The sequence below is a fragment of the uncultured Halorubrum sp. genome (assembly GCF_937146585.1).
Classification (GTDB): Archaea; Halobacteriota; Halobacteria; order Halobacteriales; family Haloferacaceae; genus Halorubrum; species Halorubrum miltondacostae.
Map to the genome: position 1 here is coordinate 1 of NZ_CAKZRO010000030.1, position 16,860 is coordinate 16,860.

Below are 16,860 nucleotides of genomic sequence, written 5' to 3' on the forward strand. Positions count from 1 at the left end.
GGACTTCCGGTCGCCGGAGCCCGTCGCGGTCGCGCTCGACGAGGGCGCGGGCCGGCTCGCGGCCGTCGCCACCGAACCGGTCGGGCTCGGCGACGCCTGCCGGACCGCCGCCGGCGAGGTCGGCGGCGACGGCTGGGGGACCCCCGCCCGCGGCGGGATCGCCGTCGAGACCGACGCACCCGGCGACACCGACACCACGGCAGCGCTCGCCGCGCTCCGGGAGGCGATCTGAGATGGGCGACGACGCCCCCGGAACGGCCGACGACGCCGACCGGACCGCGACGGTCCGCACCGAACACGCCGCCGCCGCGACGGTCGCGGCCGCGCTCGGCCCGGACGAAACCGACTCGATGCGCACGCGCGTCGACGGCGACGTCGTCGCCTGTACCGTCGCGCGACCGACGACCGGCGGGCTCCAGTCGACCCTGGACGACCACCTCGTGAACCTCCGCGTCGCCGACCGCGTCGTCGAGCGCGCACGGGCACACGCTGCCCCCGACGACCCGCACTCTGACGCCGCGAACGAACCGCACTCCGACGCCGCCAACGAACCGCACTCCGACTCCACGGACGAACCGCAGACGACCGACACCGACACACACACCGACACATGAGCGAACGATCCGTATCCAAGAGCAGAGAACAGAAGCGCTGGTACTCCGTGCTGGCGCCCGAACAGTTCGACCGGCAGGAGCTCGGCGAGACCCTCGCCGAGGAGCCCCAGCAGGTCGTCGGCCGCACGATCACGACGACCCTCGACGAGCTGACGGGCGACTCCAACGCGAACAACACGAAGCTGACGTTCAAGATCACCGACGTCGGCAGCGACTCGGCGTACACCGAGTTCATCAAGTACGAGCTGACGCGCGACTACCTGCGCTCGCTCGTCCGTCGCGGCGCCTCGAAGGTCGAGGCGTCGATCACGGTGCTGACCACGGACGACTACCGCATCCGCGTCCAGCCCGTCGCCCTGACCACGAAGAAGGCCGACCGGTCCCAAGAGAAGGCGATCCGCCGCGTCATGATCGACAAGGTCCACGCGGCCGCCGAAGAGCGCACTTTCGAGGCGTTCGTCGACGCGATCGTCGACGGGAACCTCTCGTCGGCCATCTACGGCGACGCCAAGGAGATCTACCCGCTGCGCCGCGTCGAGGTCCAGAAGCTGACCCTCGAAGCGCGTCCGCGCGAGGTCGCCGCCGAGGAGGAGGCGTCCGTCGACGTCGACGCCGACGAAGTCGCGGTCGACGAGTAGCGACTCCCCCCACCGACGCGACCCGTTTTTCGTCTATCTACCGCGTAGCGGCCGCGCCGAGGCTCATGCCTCGTCGACGCGGTCGACCATCCGGTGGCGCGCGATCGACAACCCTCGCTTCTCGTAGAACGCCACGGCGCGCTCGTTGCCGACGTCCACGTCGAGCGTCACGCGCTCGCAGCCGCGGGCCGCGGCCGCCGCGTCGACCCGGTCGAACAGGTCGCCGGCGACGCCCTCGCCGCGGTGCGGCTCGCGGACGTACAGTTCGCCGACGTGGAGCCGGTCGCCAGCGGCGAACACGGGCGCGGACGACGCGACGCTCGCGGCGACGTAGCCGACGAGGCGGCCGTCGCCGTCAGTTCCGCCGTCGTCGACGGCGACCCACGTCACCGCCTCGTCGTCGTCAAGCCGGTCCCGACGGTGCTCGACGCCCGCCGCGACGAGGTCGACGTCGTCCGCGAGCGCGTTCCGGTCGGCGATCGGTTCCATCTCCCGGGCGAACGGCAGCCACAGGTCCTCGACCAGCGGTCGCACGTCCTCCTCGCGGAGCCGCCTGACCGTCGGCGTCATCCCGGGTCGACGGCCATCGTCATTTGCTTGCGGTAGTCCTCGAACCCGATCCGCTCGTAGAACGCCAGGGCCCGCTCGTTGTCGACGTCGACGTCGAGCCGGAGCTGTTCGCAGTCGTGGTCGCGGGCGTCGGCGACCGCGCGCTCGACGAACCGGTCGGCGAGGCCGGCGCCGCGGTACGGCGCCGCGACGTATATCTCGCCGATCACCAGCCGGTCCGGGCGGTCGAACGGGTCGGGACACTCGTCGACGCTCGTCATCAGCAGTCCGACGAGGTCGAGGTCGGGGTCGGTCACGTCGGCGGTCGCGGGGTCGACCGCGGCGCCGTCGGCGACGGTCGCGGCGACCCAGCCGCGACTCCCCGCCTCGTCCAGCCGATTCCGCGCGAACTCCACGTGTCGCTCGACGAAGCGCTCCTCGGGCCAGTCCGCGAGGTCGTGGGCCGCCACGGCGTCGGCGAGGTCGCGGTTGTACGGGAGCCACAGGTCGGCCGCGTACCGGCGGAGGGCGTCGTCGTCGGACGGGAGCCGTCGGATCGCGGGTCGATCGGCGGACATACCCGGGATCCCGGTCGGCGATGGAAGTGTTTTCCGGCCGCGTGCGATCCGTCCGCATCCGGCGAGAACCGGGAGACGAAACCTTGAAACGCCGCTCGCCCGACCTCACGGGTATGGAACTGCGGGTCATCGAGAAGACCGACACGGAACTCCACATCGAGATCGCGGGCGAGGACCACACGTTCATGAACGTGCTGAAGGGCGCCCTGCTGGAGTCGGACGACGTCGCGGCCGCGACCTACGACATGAACCCCGAGCAGTCCGGGGGCCAGACCGAGCCCGTCCTCACCGTCAAGGCCGAGGAGGGCGACCCGCTCGACGTGCTCGCGGACGCCGCCGGCTCGATCACGGAGCGCACGGACGCGCTGCGCGACGCGGTCCGCGCGGCCTGACCCCGGTCTCCTTCTCTCTCCGAGCGGTCGCGCCGCCCGAGCGCCCGCCGCCGCCCCCCGCGCCTCACGAGGGGCATACCTAAGTAGCGACTCCCGAAACGGGGGTGTATGCCGCCGAGCGTACTCATGCTGGGGTGGGGGTTCCCGCCGAACATCACCGGCGGGCTCGACGTCCACGTAGGGGAACTGTTCACCGGGCTCCGCGACGAACTCGGCGTCGACGCCACGCTCGTGTTGCCGGCGGAGTTCGCGCCCGACGACGAGCCGGGGCTCGAACCCGTCGAGACCGGCGGGGGAGACGTCGCGGCCCGCGTCGGGGAGCTCTCCGACCGCTTCGCCGAGCTCGCCCCCGCCCACGACGTGATCCACACGCACGACTGGTTCGGGTACGGGCCCGGCCGCGCCGCCGCTCGGGAGTCCGACGCGACGTGGGTCTCCTCGTTCCACTCGCTGGCGAGCGACCGCAACATCGACCCGCCGAGCCGCGAGGTCGAGACCGAGCGCCGGCTCGCGAACGCCGCGGACACCAACATCGCGGTCAGCGAGCTCGTCCGCGAGGACATCCGAGAGCTGTACGACGCGGACTCGCGGGTCGTGTACAACGGGTTCTCCACGCCGAAGTTCTCCGGGAGGGACGTCCGCGAGGACCTCGGCATCGACGGCGAGATGCTGTTCTTCGTCGGCCGTCACACCGACCAGAAGGGGATCTCGCACCTCCTGTACGCGACCAAGAAGCTGCGCGGCCGCGACGTGACCCTCGTCGTCGGCGGGTCGGGCCACCAGACCGAGCAGCTGAAGCGGTTCGCCGAGCTGCTCGGCATCGACGACCGCGTCGAGTTCGTCGGCTACGTCCCCGAGGCGGAGCTCGGCGACTACTACGCCGCCTCGGACGCGTTCGTCTCCCCCTCCTACGCCGAGCCGTTCGGGATCACGATCACGGAGGCGCTGGAGGCGGGCACGCAGGTCGTCGCGACCCCGTCGGGCGTCGCCGAGGTGCTCCCCGACGGCTGTCTCGTCGAGGTCGAGACGGACTCGGAGTCGATCGTCGACGGGCTCATCGAGGCGCTCGACCGCGAGGAGCCGCCGGAGTACGAGCGCCGCGAGTGGCTGGACGTGGCCGAGGACACGCTCGCCGTGTACGAAGACGTCGCGTAACCCGTCCGGACCCCTCCTCCCCGAGGCCTTCCTTCAGTCCCCGTCGCCCCGGAACACGTCGAACTCGCTCACCGGCTCCGGGTGCGTGACCCGGAACCCGTCCGCGGTCTCCATCACGCCGCGCGTGCTGCCGGTCGCGCCGCCGTACGGGCTCTCCTCGCCGCCCGCGCCCGCACCCTGGTACGGCGAGGTGTACGGCGACCCCCCGACCGGGTCGTCGAACCCCTCCGGCGGGAGGTAGATCCGCTCGCCGCCATCGGACCGCACGACGACGGCGACGTCCCTCGTCCCGGTCACGTCGATGACCGTGCGGTCCTCGGCGATCCGCGCGTCGACGTCGATGTCGGTGTCGTCCATGTAGGGGCCTGCGGCGGGGAGCGGTTTAGCCCTACCGGCGGCGCGCCGGGGGTCGCGGCGTCTCGGGCATGGACTCGTCGGAGTCGCGGCGTCTCGGGCATGGGCTCGTCGGAGTCGAGACGTCTCGGACTCGGGCCCGGCGGAGTCTCAGCGTCTCGGGCTCGGGCCCACCGGCCGGTGGTGAATCCTTTTGTGCGGCCGCGCCGAATCTCGCACCGATGGACGTCAACAGCCATGCCGAGGAGCTCGCCTCCGACCTCGGCGTCGACAAAGAGGAGGTCAAAGCCGACCTACAGAATCTACTTGAGTACAGCGTCCCCGTCGACGAGGCGAAACAGAGCGTCCGTCGGAAACACGGCGGCGGCGGTGGCGGGTCGACCCCGACGCCGGACGCCGTCGACGTGGACGAGATCACCACCGACCACGACGGCGTGACGGTCACCGTCCGCGTGCTGACCCAGGGGACGCGCACGATCCGGTACCAGGGCGACGACCTCACGATCCGGGAGGGGGAGATCGCCGACGAGACCGGCGTCACCTCCTACACCGCGTGGCAGGACTTCGGCTTCGAGCCGGGCGACTCGCTGACGATCGGCAACGCCGGCGTCCGCGAGTGGGAGGGGGAGCCGGAGCTGAACCTCAACGACTCGACGACGGTCGCCATCGCCGACGAGGAGGTGGACGTCGACCGCGAGGTGGGCGGCGACCGCAGCCTCGTCGACATCGCGGCGGGTGACCGCGGGCGCAACGTGGAGGTCCGCGTGCTGGAGGTCGACGAGAAGACCATCTCCGGGCGCGACGGCGAGACGGAGATCCTGGAGGGCGTCGTTGGCGACGAGACGGCGAAGCTCCCCTTCACCGACTGGCAGCCGCGCTCCGAGATCGAGGTCGGCGCGGACCTCCGGATCGAGGACGTGTACGTCCGCGAGTTCCGCGGCGTCCCCTCGATCAACCTCACCGAGTTCTCGGCGGTGACGCCGCTCCCCGACCCCGTCGAGGTCGCCGAGGACGCCCCGCGGCTGTCGGTCGCCGACGCGGTCGGCTCCGGCGGGATGTTCGACGTCGAGGTCGTCGGCAACGTGCTGGAGGTCCGCGACGGCTCCGGGCTCATCGAGCGCTGTCCGGAGTGCGGCCGCGTCGTCCAGAACGGCCAGTGTCGGAGCCACGGGGACGTGGACGGCGAGGACGACCTGCGCGTGAAGGCGATCCTCGACGACGGCACCGACACGGTCACCGTCGTCCTCGACGACGAGCTCACCGCCGAGGTGTACGGCGGTGGCCTCGACGACGCGCTCGCGGCGGCGAAGGACGCGATGGACAAGTCGGTCGTCGCCGACGACATCGCCGACTCGCTCGTCGGGCGCGCCTACCGCGTCCGCGGGAACCTCTCGGTCGACGACTACGGCGCGACCCTCGACGCGGTCGAGTTCGAGCTCGCCGCCGACGACCCGACCGCACACGCCCGCGCCGCGCTCGCGGAGGTGGGCGAATGAGCGACGACGGGCCGGGCACGCGGGAGGTCGCCTACCGCGTGTTCGCCGCCGAGTTCGACGACGCCTCGCTGTCGTACTCCGAGAGCGACGAGGAGCGCGCCCCGAACTACGTCGTCACGCCGACCGGCGCGCGCGTGAACCGCCTGTTCACCGCGGGCGTGCTCACCGAGGTCGAGCGCGTGAACGACGAGACGCGGCGCGGCCGCGTCGTCGACCCCTCCGGCGCGTTCGTCACCTACGCAGGCCAGTACCAGCCGGAGGCCCAGACCTTCCTCGAACGCGCCGACCCGCCGGCGTTCGTCGCGCTCACCGGGAAGGCGCGCACCTTCGAGCCAGAGGACTCCGACCGCGTGTTCACCTCCGTCCGCCCGGAGAGCCTCAACGAGGTAGACGCCGACACCCGCGACCGCTGGGTCGTCTCCGCCGCGGAGGCGACGCTCGACCGCCTCGCGGTGTTCGCGCGGGCCCTCGACTCGGACCTGCGCGGCGACGACCTCCGCGCGGCGCTGGAGACGGGCGGCGCGCCCGCCCCGCTCGCCGCCGGGATCCCGAAGGCGCTCGACCACTACGGCACGACCGCGGCCTACGTCGAGGCGGTCCGCCGGCTCGCGGTCGACGCGCTGGAGCTGATCGCGGGCGACCGCGACGAGGTCCGGTCGCTCGACCTCGCGCCCGACGAGGGCGACGAGACCGCGATCGGCCCGCTCCCCGACACCGACGTGACGATCGCTGAGCCGGCGGCGACGCCCGAGGGCGACGCGACCGCGGCTGCGGACGTCGGCTCCGACCCGGAATCCGCCGCCGGTGAGAGCGAGGTCGAACCGACCGCCGAGGCTACCCCGTCGACCGCGGACACCGACTCGTCGACCGCCGCCGGATCGACCGCCGAGGCCGAGTCGCTGCTCGACGACGCGGCCGAGACGGAGAGCGCCGGGTCCGCGGAATCCCCGGAAGGCGAGACGGCCGAACCGGAGGCGACCGCGACCGCCGACTCCGGATCGCTCGGCGATGTGGGCGACGCCACCGAGCCGACGGACGAGAGTACCGCGACCGACGATAGCGTCGCGACCGACGAAGGTGCCGCGGCCGACGACGGCGGCCTCGGCGACTTCGACGCCGGTGACGACGGAGACGACATCGGTGACTTCGATGCGGGCGGCGATGACGACGTCGAGGACCTCGACGCCGGCGGCGACGAGGGCGCGAGCGCCGCCCCCGATCCGGACGCCGACCCGGACGACATGTACCAGCTCGACGACGAGGAGCGCGAGGAGATCGAGTCGGAGTTCGGCACCGACTTCGCGACCGGCACCGAGGTCGACGAGCCGGGCGAGGCCGACATCGACGTGCCCGAGCCGGAGGAGATCGTCGAGGAGCCGGTCGACGACCCCGCGGGCGCGGTCGACGCGCCCGCCTCCGACGTCGGGACCGACGAGGACGAGACGGTCGAGTCCGCGACCCAAGCCGACGACTCGGCGGGCGGCGACGCTGGGGTCGACGCGGACGCGGCGTCCGACGACGACGCCGAGGACGTCGACCTCGAGGCCGCGGCGGTCGCGGCGATGGACGACCTCGACGACGGCGACGGCGCGCCGCGCGAGGCGGTCGTCGAGCGCGTCGCGGGCGACCACGGGGTCGAGCCCGGCGCGGTCGAGGACGCCATCCAGGACGCGCTGATGAGCGGGCAGTGTTACGAGCCCGGCGACGGGCTGCTCAAGCCGATCTGATGGCGCGGGTCGAGCCGGTCGTCGGCGAGCCCGCGGCCGTGGCCGACCTCGGCGGGGAGCGCGCGCTGCTCGTCGCCGACGTCCACGCCGGCATCGAGGTCGGGCTCCGATACGAGCGCGGCGTCGAACTCGACTCCCGCGCCGACGCCCGCCGCGAGCGCCTCTGCGGGCTTCTCGTGGAGACCGACGCCGACCGGCTCGTCGTCCTCGGCGACCTCGCGCACCGGATCGCCGCGCCCGACGGCGACGAGCGCGCGGAGCTGGAAACGCTGATCCGGGCCGTGACCGACCGAGTTCCGATGACGCTCGTCGAGGGGAACCACGACGCGGGCGTCGCGGAGGCGTTCGCGGACGACCTCGACGTGATCGGGCCGGCGGGCGCGACGCTGGGCGACGGTTCGGCGTCCGCCGTCGCGGTCTGTCACGGCCACACCTGGCCCGACCCCGCGCTCGTCGAGGCCGACGTGATCTGTACCGGTCACGAACACCCGCAGGTCCGACTGGAGGACGCGGTGGGCGGCTCGCGCGTCGAGCGCGCGTGGCTCCGAGGCGAACTCGACCCCGCGGCGTTCACCGAGTCGGGCGAGACTCCCGATCTGTCGGGTGAGCCGCCCGAGTTGGTCGTCTTCCCGGCGTTCAACGAGCGGTCCGGGGGGACGTGGGCGAACGTCGACGGCCAGTCGTTCCTCGCGCCGTACCTCCCCGCGGCGCTGCCCGACGCGGACGCCTACCTGCTCGACGGGACGCGACTCGGCGACTACCGGCGGGTCTGACCGCCGACCACCGCGGACAGCGCTCCGCCGCCCTCAGGCCGGCGGGACAGTTTTGCCCGCCGACCCGGAACCGGCCACATGGTCACCGAGCGCTCGCCGACCGCGATCGACGACCCCGGGTGGAACTGGCTCCGGGTCAAACACGCGACCGGGTTCCCGCGGCAGGCCCGCGACGGCTACTTCCCGGAACACGGCGTGACGCGGCCGGCGGCGACGACCGAGGCCGACCTCCCGCCGGTCGGTGCGGAGGCGGCGTCGTCGCTCGCGGCCGACCCCGAGACCGTCCGCGACGTAGACCGGCTCGCGCTGGAGACGAACTACCTGAGCGGGAAGTGGCTCGTCGAGCGCCCGCCGGAGACGGTGGACGACCTCTGGGAGGCGGTCGTGGAGGACGTCGCGGCCGAGCGGCTCTGGGACGCGAAGGTCACGACCGCCGCCGGCCGCGAGGCGTTCGGCGAGACCGACCACGCGGTGCTCGTGTTCACGCCGAACTACTTCGACCGCGAGGACGTCGACCGCGTCCGGCGTCGGCTGCGTGACGTTCACGACGTGACCGAGCCGATCCGCTACCGCCCCGACGTGTACACGCTCGACGGGGTCCACGAGGATCGGCTCGGCGGACTCACCGACTCCGGCGCGTCGCGGTTCCGGGTCTGACCGGGCGAAACGAAACCGGGACGGCAGGCGGACTACTCGACCGGCCGGAACCGGAATCCGTCCCAGTCCTGACTGGCGGGCTCGCGGATGCCGGCGCCGGGCTCGCGGAGTTCGTCCGCGTACACCGGCTCGACGCGGTCGCCGATCTCGACGTCGAACTGCTCGCCGTCGTCGTCCTCGGTCTCCCCCGCTTCGCCGCGCTCGGCGATCTGGCCGAGCGCGCGGACCGGCGGCCCGTCGTAGCCGTCGCCCATCTCGAACTCGACGATAGCGAGGGTGTTCGGCTCGCGGACGCCCGGCGGCGTCGCGGTCGAGGTCGTCCACGTGACGACCCGCCCCTCGCGCTCGCTGAGGTCGACCGTCCCGACGCGCTCCGCGCCGTTCGGGCCCACGGTGTGGGGCGGATGCGTGACGGTGCCGTCCGCGTACTCCGCCGCCTCGAAGGTCGGTTCGGCGCCGTCCCCCCGCCCGTCCGCGTCGGTGTCGGTCGTCTCGTGGTCGCTCATTGGCTTCCCTCCAGGATGGTGGTGGTCACGCAGTTCCCGAACCCGCCGACGTTACAGGCGAGCCCCGTGTCGGCCTCGACCTGCCGCGGCCCGGCGTCGCCCGTGACCTGCTTGACTATCTCGTACACCTGCGCGACGCCGCTGGCCCCGAGCGGGTGCCCCTTCGATTTGAGTCCGCCGGAGGTGTTTATCGGGAGGTCGCCGTCGCGGTCGGTGACGCCCTCCTCGACAGCCTTCCACCCCTCGCCCTTCTCGAAGAAGCCGAGGTCCTCGCTCTGGAGGAACTCCAGGATCGTGAACATGTCGTGGAGCTCGGCCACGTCGACGTCGTCCGGGCCGATCCCGGCCATCTCGTAGGCGATGTCAGAGGAGTCGACGACGCCGCCCATCGTCGTCGGGTCCGCGCGCTCGTGGACGACGTGGGTGTCGGTCGCACCGCCGATGCCCGATATCACGGCGTAGCTGCCGTCGGGCGCGTACTCCTCGGCGACGGACTCCGGGCAGAACACGAGCGCCGCGGAGCCGTCCGTGATCGGACAGAAGTCGTACAGTCGGAGGGGGTCGGCGACGATCGGCGAGCCGAGGACGGTGTCGAGGTCGACCTCCTTCCGGAACTGCGCGTGGGGGTTGTCCACGCCGTTCTCGTGATTCTTCACGGCAACCTTCCCGAGGCTCTCGCGGGGCGCGTCGTACTCGTCGAGGTACAGGCGCGCGGTGAGCCCCGCGAACGAGGGGAGCGTCACGCCGTGTTTGTACTCGACCGGGTGGGTGAGCGACGCGATCACGTCGGTCGCCTCCGACGTGGTCCGGTGGGTCATCTTCTCGCCGCCGACCAGCATCGTGAGGTCGCTCGCGCCGGATGCGATCGACTGCCACGCCGCGTACACGCCCGCCCCGCCCGACGAGGAGGTCTGGTCGATCCGCGCGGTGTAGGCCGGCTGGGCCGCCAGGTCGTGAGCGAGGGCGTTCGGAACGCCGGTCTGGCCCTCGAACTCGCCGCTGGCCATGTTCGAGACGTACAGGTGGTCGAGGTCGTCGCCGTCGACGCCGGCGTCGTCGAGCGCGGCCGCGCCCGCCTCCGCCAAGAGCTCCCGCACCCAGGCGTCGCGCTGCCCGAACCGGGTCATCGACGCGCCGACGATCGCTACGCGTTCCATGCGAGTGAGGTCCGTCGCGGTCGCCTAAAACGTACCTCTCTGCGGTCGGGCGTTCGAAACTCTCCCGCCCTCACCGGGGGTCCGTCGCTCAGCGATCGGGGCGAAAGCGGTCCGCTCCGCTCAGTCGGCCGCGGTCGGCGCGTCGTCGCGGAGCGCGTCGGACGCGTCGTCCTTGGCCGCCTCCCGCGACGCCGTCACGTCGATGAACGCCTGCCGCCGGGCGTAAAAGAAGTAGACGTACGGGACCTTCGCCAGCACGTCGAGGAAGGCGTACGTCAGCGCCGTGCCCACCGCACCGGTGAAGGCGATCCCCGCCGGGCCCATCAGCCAGACGAACGGGTACGCGAGCCACAGCAGGCCGACGTGGTTCTTCAGCAGGCTGAACAGCCCGCGCTGCATCGGGTCGTCCGGAAGTCCGCGCGGGAAGATGACGTACAGGTACGCGAACAGCGAGAGGTGGAACAGCGAGGAGACGCCGAACAGCGCCCACTTGAGCGTCCCGCCAGTCGCGACCGCGGCCGCTCCGAACGCGATCATCAGCGCGTCGGCGATCATCACGCCGGCGATGGCGCGACGCGACGCGCCGGCGGCGTAGCCGATGAACCCGACCAGCAGCGGCGTGGTGACGATCCAGTCCACGTAGCGGAGCCCGACCAGTTCGCTGCCGTTGATCGTGACCGTCCCGATCCCGAGCGCCATCCCGACGTAACAGAGCCCGGCGAAGCCGGGGATGACGGCCAGCGCGGCCAGCCGGGTCCGCTCCCGCGACCCCTCCAGTTTCGTGTACAGCACTGCGGTGATCCCGACGCCGACGAGGAAGGCGACCGCCGCCAGCCAGTACGCGCCGCTGACCGGGTCCGTCATCGCGCACCCCCGTCGGTCGTCGCCCGCGAGTGCGGGGTTCCGCTCCCCGCGGCCGGGGCGTCGGGCGCGGACTCACCCTCCTCGACGGTGAACGCCGCGACGCGGTCCTGGAGGGTCGTCACGGCGTCGGTCTGGAACTCCCGCAGCGAGTCCGAGACCGCCTCGACAACCGACTGTCCCTCCTCTATCTCCGCCGCCACCTGCTCCGCCGTCTCGGCCGTCTCCGTGCTGAGGTCCGTGATGCCGTCGACGGAGCTCGCCGTGTCCTGTACGGTGTCCGCCTGGTCGGACGTCGTCCGGCGGATCTCCGCGAGCGACCCGCTGATCTCGTCGACCGAGTCCGCGATCGCCTCGATGTCGCTCAGCGTCGACTCGACCGTGTCGGTCCCGGTCTGGACGCGTTCCTGCGTCGACCGGATCGACACCGTCACCTCCTCGGTCTGGTCGGCGATGTCGTCTATCATCTCGGCTATCTCGTTCGCGCGCGACTGGGTCTCCTCCGCGAGCCCCTTCACCTCCTCCGCGACCACGCTGAACCCGTCACCGGAGCCGTCCGCGCGGGCCGCCTCGATCGAGGCGTTCAGCGCGAGCATGTTGGTCTGCTCGGCGATCTCGCCGATGATGTCGACGATCTCGGTGATCTCCTCCATCCCGTCTTGGAGCTGCTCGACGCGGTCGACGGCCTGCTCCGCCTCCGCCTCGACCTCCGCCATCTCGTCGAGCGCGCTCTGCGAGGAGCTGCGGGCGTCGTCGCTCGTCGCCGCGACCGTCTCGCTCCGCTCCGACAGGTCGTCGACGGTCGCCGCGATCTCCTCGGCCGACGCGCTGACGGTCTCGATGTCGGACGCGATCGACTCCAGCTCGGCGCGCTGGTCGCTCGCCTGTCCGCGGATCGACGTCGCGCTCCCCGTCGCGCTGGCGACGCGCTGCTCGACCTCGTTGCTCATCTCCGCCATCTCGCCCGCGTCGGCCTCGATCCGGTCGGCCATCTCCCTGACCGTCTCGACCGTCCCCTGGAGGTCGTCCATCATCCGGTTGAACGACTCGCCGACGGTCGCGAGGCTCTCGTCGGTCTCGTCGACGTCGACGCGACGCGTCAGGTCGCCGGTCGCCGCCTCCTCCATCACTTCGGCGTACCGTTCGGCGGTCCGTCGGTACCGGTCCGCCATCTCCGTCGCCTCCGTCCGCGCGTCCTCCAGCTCGTCTTGCGTCCGTTCCATCTCGGCTAGTCGGTCCTTCAGCGACACGCGCATCTGCTCGATCGACCCCGCCAGCTCGCCGAACTCGTCCGTCCGGGTGGAGCGGACCTCCTGGTCGATGTCGCCGTTCGCGACGCGCCGCGTCTGTGCCCCGATCTCGGTGACGCTGGCGATCGTCTCGGCGGCGTTGATCGACCCCAACGTCAGCAGTCCCGCGACGGCCGCGACGATCGTCGCGTTCGCGTCGTCGGTGACCAGCCCGACGGCGACGATGAACGCCCCCGTCGCGACGTATCCGACGCCCAGTTTCGCCCCGTAGCTGTCTTTCACCGCTGCGAACGTCATGTGTACGCTACCAAAGGAACCACCGTGTTAAACTGCGGCCCCTTGTTATCAGGAGTAATATTCAGGTGCGGGCCGCGAGCTCACTCGACCGAACGGAGCGGAAAGACCCCCGCCGGAACCGTTACTCCGCTCGCCGTCCGCCGTGGCCCGGATAGTCGCGTTCGAACCGCGATCCGATCTCCTCGCGGTCCAGTCGGATGATAACCGGTCGCCCGTGCGGACAGGCGTAGGGGTTCTCGCAGTCGTCGAGCCGTTCGAGGAGGTCGGCGACCCGCCCCTCGGTCAGCGAGGTGTTCCCCGTGACAGAGGGGTAGCAGGCGAGGTCGGCGAGCAGCTCGTCGACGACGTCCGCGACCGGCTCGTCGCCGGCGGCGGCGTCGTCGACCAGCGCCGACAGCACGTCCCGCAGGAGGTCGGGGTCGAGCGCGGCGTCGAAGACGGCCGGCACCGCCGTCACCGCGACCGCGCGGTCGCCCGCGCGCTCGGCCCGGAACCCGATCTCGGCGAGGTCGTCGACGAACTCCTCGAACAGCGCCGCCTCGCGCGCGGTCAGCTCGATCCGGACCGGCTCCGCGAGCGCCTGCGCGTCCGCCCCGTCCGCGAAGACCGCCTTCAGCCGCTCGTAGTTCACCCGCTCGTCGGCCGCGTGCTGGTCGATCAGCGCGAGCCCGTCCGGCCCCTCGGCGACGACGTACGTCTCGTGGAGCTGTCCGAGCACCCGCAGCGACGGCAGCGAGTCGAACTCGCGCTCGCTCTCGGTCGACTCGCCGTCGAGGGTCCGCTGCCGCGTCGGAGACCGCGCCGAGGAGTCCGCCCGCGTCGCGGTCGACCGCGGCCCTCGTTCGCCGCCTCCGCCCGCTTCGTCGCCGCCGGTGTCCGTTCCGCCGCCGACCGTGGCGTCGCTCTCGCTCGACGCGTCTCTATCTGTCGACGCGCGCGAGTCGCGGTCGACCGCGTCGGCAAGCGTCTCGGTCCCGTCGTCGGTCTTGGCTTCGGCGTCGCCGGTCTCGGCCACCGGGGCCGCGTCCGCCGCCGCGGACTCCTCCTGCCGGCTTCGCGGGGAGGGCCGCCCGTCGTCGCCCGCGTCGGCGTCTCGCTCGTGCGCCGCCGGTCCGTCAGTCGGATCGCGTTCAGCTTCCTCCCCGCTGCCCACGCCCTCGACGGCCCACGCGTCGTCGTCGACCGGGTCCGCCTCGGTCGGCACCGACGGGTCGTCGTCGCCCCCGACCGCCTCGACTCCGCCCCCCTCGTCGGCGGTCGACTCGGGGTCCGCCGACGGTGCGGGCTCGCGTCCCTCGCGCGCGGCGCGCTCGTGGTCGGTGTCCGCCCCGCCGACCGCCTCGGTGTCCGGCGTCTCGGGCTCGACGACCGTCTCGTCGGGTGCGGACCGCCCGCGGGGCGCCGTCGACCGGATCAGCCCGTGATCGAGCAGGGCCTCCTCGACGGCCGATTCGACCGCGCCCCTGACCGCGGGCTCCTCGTCGAAGCGGACCTCCAGCTTCCGGGGGTGGACGTTCACGTCCACGTCGCCGGCCGGCACCTCGACGAAGAGGACCGCGAAGGGATAGCGGTCGGGGGCCAGCTGGCCGCCGTACGCCGCCAGCGTCGCCTCGCGGAGCGCGCTCGCGGTGACGTACCGCCCGTTGACGTACGTCGAGAGGTACTCGCGGGTGGAGCGCGTCGTCTCGGGATGCGAGATGAGGCCGGTCACCCGCCGGACGGGTGCGTCGTCCGCGTCGCCTCTCGCGTCGGCTCCGTCCGGAGTCCACGCCACGTCGATCATCGACTCGGCGACCTCGCGGCCGTAGACGGCGAGGACGGCGGAGCGGAGGTCGCCGTTCCCCTCGGTCGCGAACGTCTCGCGGCCGTCGTGCTCCAGCGAGACGGCCACGTCGGGGTTCGCCAGCGCGTAGCCCGTCACCACGGTGTTCACGTGGTCGAACTCGGTCGCCGTCCGCTTGAGGAACTTCTCCCGTGCGGGCGTGTTGTAGAAGAGGTCGTCGACCTCGACGGTCGTCCCCGCGGGACAGCCCGCCGGTCGGACCTCGCCCACGTCGCCGCCCGCGACGGTGATCTCCGCGCCCGCCTCGGCGTCCGGGGGCCGCGACCGGACGGTGAGCCGCGAGACGGCGCCGACGGTGTACAGCGCCTCGCCGCGGAAGCCGAGCGTGGCGACGCCCCGGTCGAGGTCCTCGATGTCGCCGATCTTCGAGGTGGCGTGTTCCGCGACGGCCGCCTCCAACTGGTCGTCGGGGATGCCGACGCCGTCGTCGCGGACGCGGATCCCCTCCGTCCCGCCCGCCTCGACCGAGACGGCGACGCGGCTCGCGCCCGCGTCGAGGCTGTTCTCGACCAGCTCCTTCACGACGCTCGCCGGCCGCTCGACGACCTCGCCCGCCGCGATCCGCTGGACGGTCCGCTCGTCCAACCGCTCGATGTCTGGCGGCTCCATTCGTACGCTCCGTCTGACGAGCGCGCACTTGAAGCCGTTGTCGACGGTGGCGATGCGAGAGAGCGGGCGACCGCACGCCGGTGCCATTCATCAATCGACCGCGACGAGACTGAGGAGGTGTGAGGCGCGTGGCTGTGCGGGCGGGACTCGAAGGGGCGGCTCCCGGACGCTACCGGCTACCGATCACGGCACGCGGAGGAAGTACGAACGATCGGTTCACAACCGACGGGTCGGCCCGGGGAACCGAGATTTCCTCACGCGATCGCCGCCGCGATCTCCTCGTCGGTGAGGAACACGTCCTCGCCGGTCTCGGCGTCGAACAGGTGGAGGTCCGCCTCGTCGAAGACGACGCCGACCTCGTCGCCGGCCTCGGGCCTGACGTCCGCCGGCGAGCGCGCGAGGAAGTCGTCGTTCACGCTGAGGTGGACGTAGTTGTCGGAGCCGATCGGCTCGACGACCTCGACCGTCGCGGTGAGCGTCTCGTCGCCGGTCGGCTCCTCGACGATCCCGATGTTCTCGGGGCGGATGCCGAGCGTGTACGGGCCGCTCTCGACGTCGTGGCCCGTCACGTAGTCGCGGCTGAGCGCGAGCGCGAGCCCCGACGACCCGTCGCGGATCGTCGCCGTCGTCCCGTCGGTCTCCACGTCGACGTCGAGGAAGTTCATCGACGGCGAGCCGATGAAGCCGGCGACGAACTCGTTCACCGGGTTCTGGTACACCTCGGTCGGCTTCCCGACCTGCTGGAGCTCGCCGTCGTTGAGGATCGCGAGGCGGTCGCCCATCGTCATCGCCTCCTCCTGGTCGTGGGTGACGTACATCGCGGTGACGCCGAACTCCTTCTGGAGCTTCTGGATTTCCGCGCGCATTTCCGTCCGGAGCTTCGCGTCGAGGTTCGAGAGCGGCTCGTCGAAGAGGAACACCTCGGGCTCGCGCGCGATGGCGCGACCGAGGGCGACGCGCTGCTTCTGGCCGCCGGAGAGCTCGTCGGGCTTGTCGTCGAGGAGGTCCTCGATGCCCATCATCTCCGCCATCTCGCGGACGCGTTCGTGGCGCTCCTCCTTGGTCATCTCCGTGCTCATCTTGAGCCCGAACGCCATGTTCTGCCGGACCGTCTTGTGCGGGTACAGCGCGTAGTTCTGGAACACCATCGCGACCGGGCGCTCCTTCGCGTGGATGTCGGTGACGTCCTCGTCGTCGAAGTGGACGGTGCCCGACGTCGGCTCCTCGAGCCCGGCGACCATCCGGAGCGTCGTCGTCTTCCCGCACCCGGAGGGCCCGACAACGGTCACGAACTCCCCGTCGTCGATCTCTAGGTCTAGGTCATCGACGGCGACGACGGTTCCTCGGTCGAACTCCTTCCGGAGCGTGTCGAGCGTGACGCGTGCCATTTCCCTGAAGACGGGT

17 protein-coding genes and 1 pseudogene are annotated in these 16,860 nt (G+C 71.8%); 9 read left to right on the forward strand and 9 right to left on the reverse strand.

Annotated elements, in window-relative coordinates:
- From Q0116_RS02780 to Q0116_RS02790, 3 genes and pseudogenes are all read left to right on the forward strand, one after another.
- A pseudogene (locus tag Q0116_RS02780) lies at positions 1 to 232 on the forward strand (exonuclease RecJ); the annotation flags it as partial.
- A gap of 1 nt (position 233) precedes the next feature.
- Complete coding sequence (locus tag Q0116_RS02785) at positions 234 to 614, forward strand: KEOPS complex subunit Pcc1 (RefSeq protein ID WP_297885302.1); 381 nt, start codon at positions 234 to 236, stop codon at positions 612 to 614.
- Positions 611 to 1,252, forward strand: coding sequence for a 30S ribosomal protein S3ae (locus tag Q0116_RS02790; protein WP_006114322.1), 642 nt, complete (start codon positions 611 to 613; stop codon positions 1,250 to 1,252). The genes Q0116_RS02785 and Q0116_RS02790 overlap by 4 nt, the downstream gene beginning before the upstream one ends.
- 63 nt (positions 1,253 to 1,315) lie before the next feature.
- On the opposite strand, the gene Q0116_RS02795 is transcribed toward Q0116_RS02790, so the two are convergent.
- The gene (locus tag Q0116_RS02795; RefSeq protein WP_297885306.1) at positions 1,316 to 1,822 is read right to left on the reverse strand and encodes a GNAT family N-acetyltransferase; all 507 of its coding nucleotides are present in this window, start codon (positions 1,820 to 1,822) and stop codon (positions 1,316 to 1,318) included.
- Positions 1,819 to 2,379, reverse strand: a complete 561-nt coding sequence (locus tag Q0116_RS02800) for a GNAT family N-acetyltransferase (protein ID WP_297885307.1) — start codon at positions 2,377 to 2,379, stop codon at positions 1,819 to 1,821. Before Q0116_RS02800 ends, Q0116_RS02795 begins: the two co-directional genes overlap by 4 nt.
- Positions 2,380 to 2,492: 113 nt before the next feature.
- On the opposite strand from Q0116_RS02800, the gene Q0116_RS02805 reads away from it, so the two are divergent.
- Entirely contained in the window at positions 2,493 to 2,771 is a 279-nt protein-coding gene (locus Q0116_RS02805; RefSeq protein WP_004596453.1) for a DNA-directed RNA polymerase subunit L, read from the forward strand.
- A gap of 126 nt (positions 2,772 to 2,897) precedes the next feature.
- Positions 2,898 to 3,926: a glycosyltransferase family 4 protein gene (locus Q0116_RS02810; RefSeq protein WP_297885370.1), complete on the forward strand. Its 1,029-nt coding sequence runs from the start codon at positions 2,898 to 2,900 to the stop codon at positions 3,924 to 3,926.
- A 33-nt stretch (positions 3,927 to 3,959) separates the two neighbouring features.
- Here the strand turns inward: Q0116_RS02810 and Q0116_RS02815 are convergent, their stop codons facing one another.
- Positions 3,960 to 4,283, reverse strand: coding sequence for a hypothetical protein (locus Q0116_RS02815; protein ID WP_297885322.1), 324 nt, complete (start codon positions 4,281 to 4,283; stop codon positions 3,960 to 3,962).
- A gap of 218 nt (positions 4,284 to 4,501) precedes the next feature.
- Here Q0116_RS02815 and Q0116_RS02820 point away from each other — a divergent pair, with 218 nt between their 5' ends.
- The 4 genes from Q0116_RS02820 to Q0116_RS02835 all read left to right on the forward strand — a co-directional run bounded on the left by Q0116_RS02820 (position 4,502) and on the right by Q0116_RS02835 (position 8,933).
- A complete protein-coding gene (locus Q0116_RS02820; protein WP_297885323.1) occupies positions 4,502 to 5,776 on the forward strand; it encodes a Single-stranded DNA binding protein in 1,275 nt (424 codons plus the stop codon).
- Positions 5,773 to 7,503: a hypothetical protein gene (locus Q0116_RS02825; protein ID WP_297885324.1), complete on the forward strand. Its 1,731-nt coding sequence runs from the start codon at positions 5,773 to 5,775 to the stop codon at positions 7,501 to 7,503. The genes Q0116_RS02820 and Q0116_RS02825 overlap by 4 nt, the downstream gene beginning before the upstream one ends.
- Entirely contained in the window at positions 7,503 to 8,276 is a 774-nt protein-coding gene (locus tag Q0116_RS02830) for a metallophosphoesterase (protein ID WP_297885326.1), read from the forward strand. Before Q0116_RS02825 ends, Q0116_RS02830 begins: the two co-directional genes overlap by 1 nt.
- Before the next feature lie 78 nt (positions 8,277 to 8,354).
- Complete coding sequence (locus Q0116_RS02835; RefSeq protein ID WP_297885328.1) at positions 8,355 to 8,933, forward strand: putative phosphothreonine lyase domain-containg protein; 579 nt, start codon at positions 8,355 to 8,357, stop codon at positions 8,931 to 8,933.
- 32 nt (positions 8,934 to 8,965) lie between these two features.
- Here Q0116_RS02835 and Q0116_RS02840 read toward each other — a convergent pair whose 3' ends face one another.
- The 6 genes from Q0116_RS02840 to Q0116_RS02865 form a co-directional block, all read right to left on the reverse strand.
- Positions 8,966 to 9,439 carry a Zn-ribbon domain-containing OB-fold protein gene (locus Q0116_RS02840; RefSeq protein ID WP_297885330.1) on the reverse strand — a complete coding sequence of 158 codons (474 nt, stop codon included), beginning with the start codon at positions 9,437 to 9,439 and terminating at the stop codon, positions 8,966 to 8,968.
- A complete protein-coding gene (locus Q0116_RS02845; RefSeq protein ID WP_297885332.1) occupies positions 9,436 to 10,596 on the reverse strand; it encodes a thiolase family protein in 1,161 nt (386 codons plus the stop codon). The genes Q0116_RS02840 and Q0116_RS02845 overlap by 4 nt, the downstream gene beginning before the upstream one ends.
- 120 nt (positions 10,597 to 10,716) lie before the next feature.
- Positions 10,717 to 11,460 (reverse strand): bacteriorhodopsin, encoded by a 744-nt coding sequence (locus Q0116_RS02850; RefSeq protein ID WP_297885333.1) that lies wholly within the window; start codon positions 11,458 to 11,460, stop codon positions 10,717 to 10,719.
- Positions 11,457 to 13,004, reverse strand: a complete 1,548-nt coding sequence (locus Q0116_RS02855; RefSeq protein WP_297885335.1) for a methyl-accepting chemotaxis protein — start codon at positions 13,002 to 13,004, stop codon at positions 11,457 to 11,459. The genes Q0116_RS02850 and Q0116_RS02855 overlap by 4 nt, the downstream gene beginning before the upstream one ends.
- A gap of 121 nt (positions 13,005 to 13,125) precedes the next feature.
- A complete protein-coding gene (gene mutL / locus Q0116_RS02860; RefSeq protein ID WP_297885337.1) occupies positions 13,126 to 15,456 on the reverse strand; it encodes a DNA mismatch repair endonuclease MutL in 2,331 nt (776 codons plus the stop codon).
- Positions 15,457 to 15,710: 254 nt separating this feature from the next.
- Positions 15,711 to 16,844 carry an ABC transporter ATP-binding protein gene (locus tag Q0116_RS02865; protein WP_297885339.1) on the reverse strand — a complete coding sequence of 378 codons (1,134 nt, stop codon included), beginning with the start codon at positions 16,842 to 16,844 and terminating at the stop codon, positions 15,711 to 15,713.
- Between the last annotated feature and the right edge of the window lie 16 nt (positions 16,845 to 16,860).

Excerpts from the sequence above, each read along its gene's own strand:
- Q0116_RS02865 (WP_297885339.1), bottom strand. The coding sequence starts at position 16,844 with ATGGCACGCGTCACGCTCGACACGCTCCGGAAGGAGTTCGACCGAGGA.
- Q0116_RS02805 (WP_004596453.1), top strand. The coding sequence starts at position 2,493 with ATGGAACTGCGGGTCATCGAGAAGACCGACACGGAACTCCACATCGAG.
- Q0116_RS02850 (WP_297885333.1), bottom strand. The coding sequence starts at position 11,460 with ATGACGGACCCGGTCAGCGGCGCGTACTGGCTGGCGGCGGTCGCCTTC.
- Q0116_RS02800 (WP_297885307.1), bottom strand. The coding sequence starts at position 2,379 with ATGTCCGCCGATCGACCCGCGATCCGACGGCTCCCGTCCGACGACGAC.
- Q0116_RS02795 (WP_297885306.1), bottom strand. The coding sequence starts at position 1,822 with ATGACGCCGACGGTCAGGCGGCTCCGCGAGGAGGACGTGCGACCGCTG.
- Q0116_RS02820 (WP_297885323.1), top strand. The coding sequence starts at position 4,502 with ATGGACGTCAACAGCCATGCCGAGGAGCTCGCCTCCGACCTCGGCGTC.
- Q0116_RS02840 (WP_297885330.1), bottom strand. The coding sequence starts at position 9,439 with ATGAGCGACCACGAGACGACCGACACCGACGCGGACGGGCGGGGGGAC.
- Q0116_RS02825 (WP_297885324.1), top strand. The coding sequence starts at position 5,773 with ATGAGCGACGACGGGCCGGGCACGCGGGAGGTCGCCTACCGCGTGTTC.
- Q0116_RS02855 (WP_297885335.1), bottom strand. The coding sequence starts at position 13,004 with ATGACGTTCGCAGCGGTGAAAGACAGCTACGGGGCGAAACTGGGCGTC.
- Q0116_RS02835 (WP_297885328.1), top strand. The coding sequence starts at position 8,355 with ATGGTCACCGAGCGCTCGCCGACCGCGATCGACGACCCCGGGTGGAAC.
- Q0116_RS02790 (WP_006114322.1), top strand. The coding sequence starts at position 611 with ATGAGCGAACGATCCGTATCCAAGAGCAGAGAACAGAAGCGCTGGTAC.
- Q0116_RS02785 (WP_297885302.1), top strand. The coding sequence starts at position 234 with ATGGGCGACGACGCCCCCGGAACGGCCGACGACGCCGACCGGACCGCG.
- Q0116_RS02845 (WP_297885332.1), bottom strand. The coding sequence starts at position 10,596 with ATGGAACGCGTAGCGATCGTCGGCGCGTCGATGACCCGGTTCGGGCAG.
- Q0116_RS02810 (WP_297885370.1), top strand. The coding sequence starts at position 2,898 with ATGCTGGGGTGGGGGTTCCCGCCGAACATCACCGGCGGGCTCGACGTC.
- mutL (WP_297885337.1), bottom strand. The coding sequence starts at position 15,456 with ATGGAGCCGCCAGACATCGAGCGGTTGGACGAGCGGACCGTCCAGCGG.
- Q0116_RS02815 (WP_297885322.1), bottom strand. The coding sequence starts at position 4,283 with ATGGACGACACCGACATCGACGTCGACGCGCGGATCGCCGAGGACCGC.
- Q0116_RS02830 (WP_297885326.1), top strand. The coding sequence starts at position 7,503 with ATGGCGCGGGTCGAGCCGGTCGTCGGCGAGCCCGCGGCCGTGGCCGAC.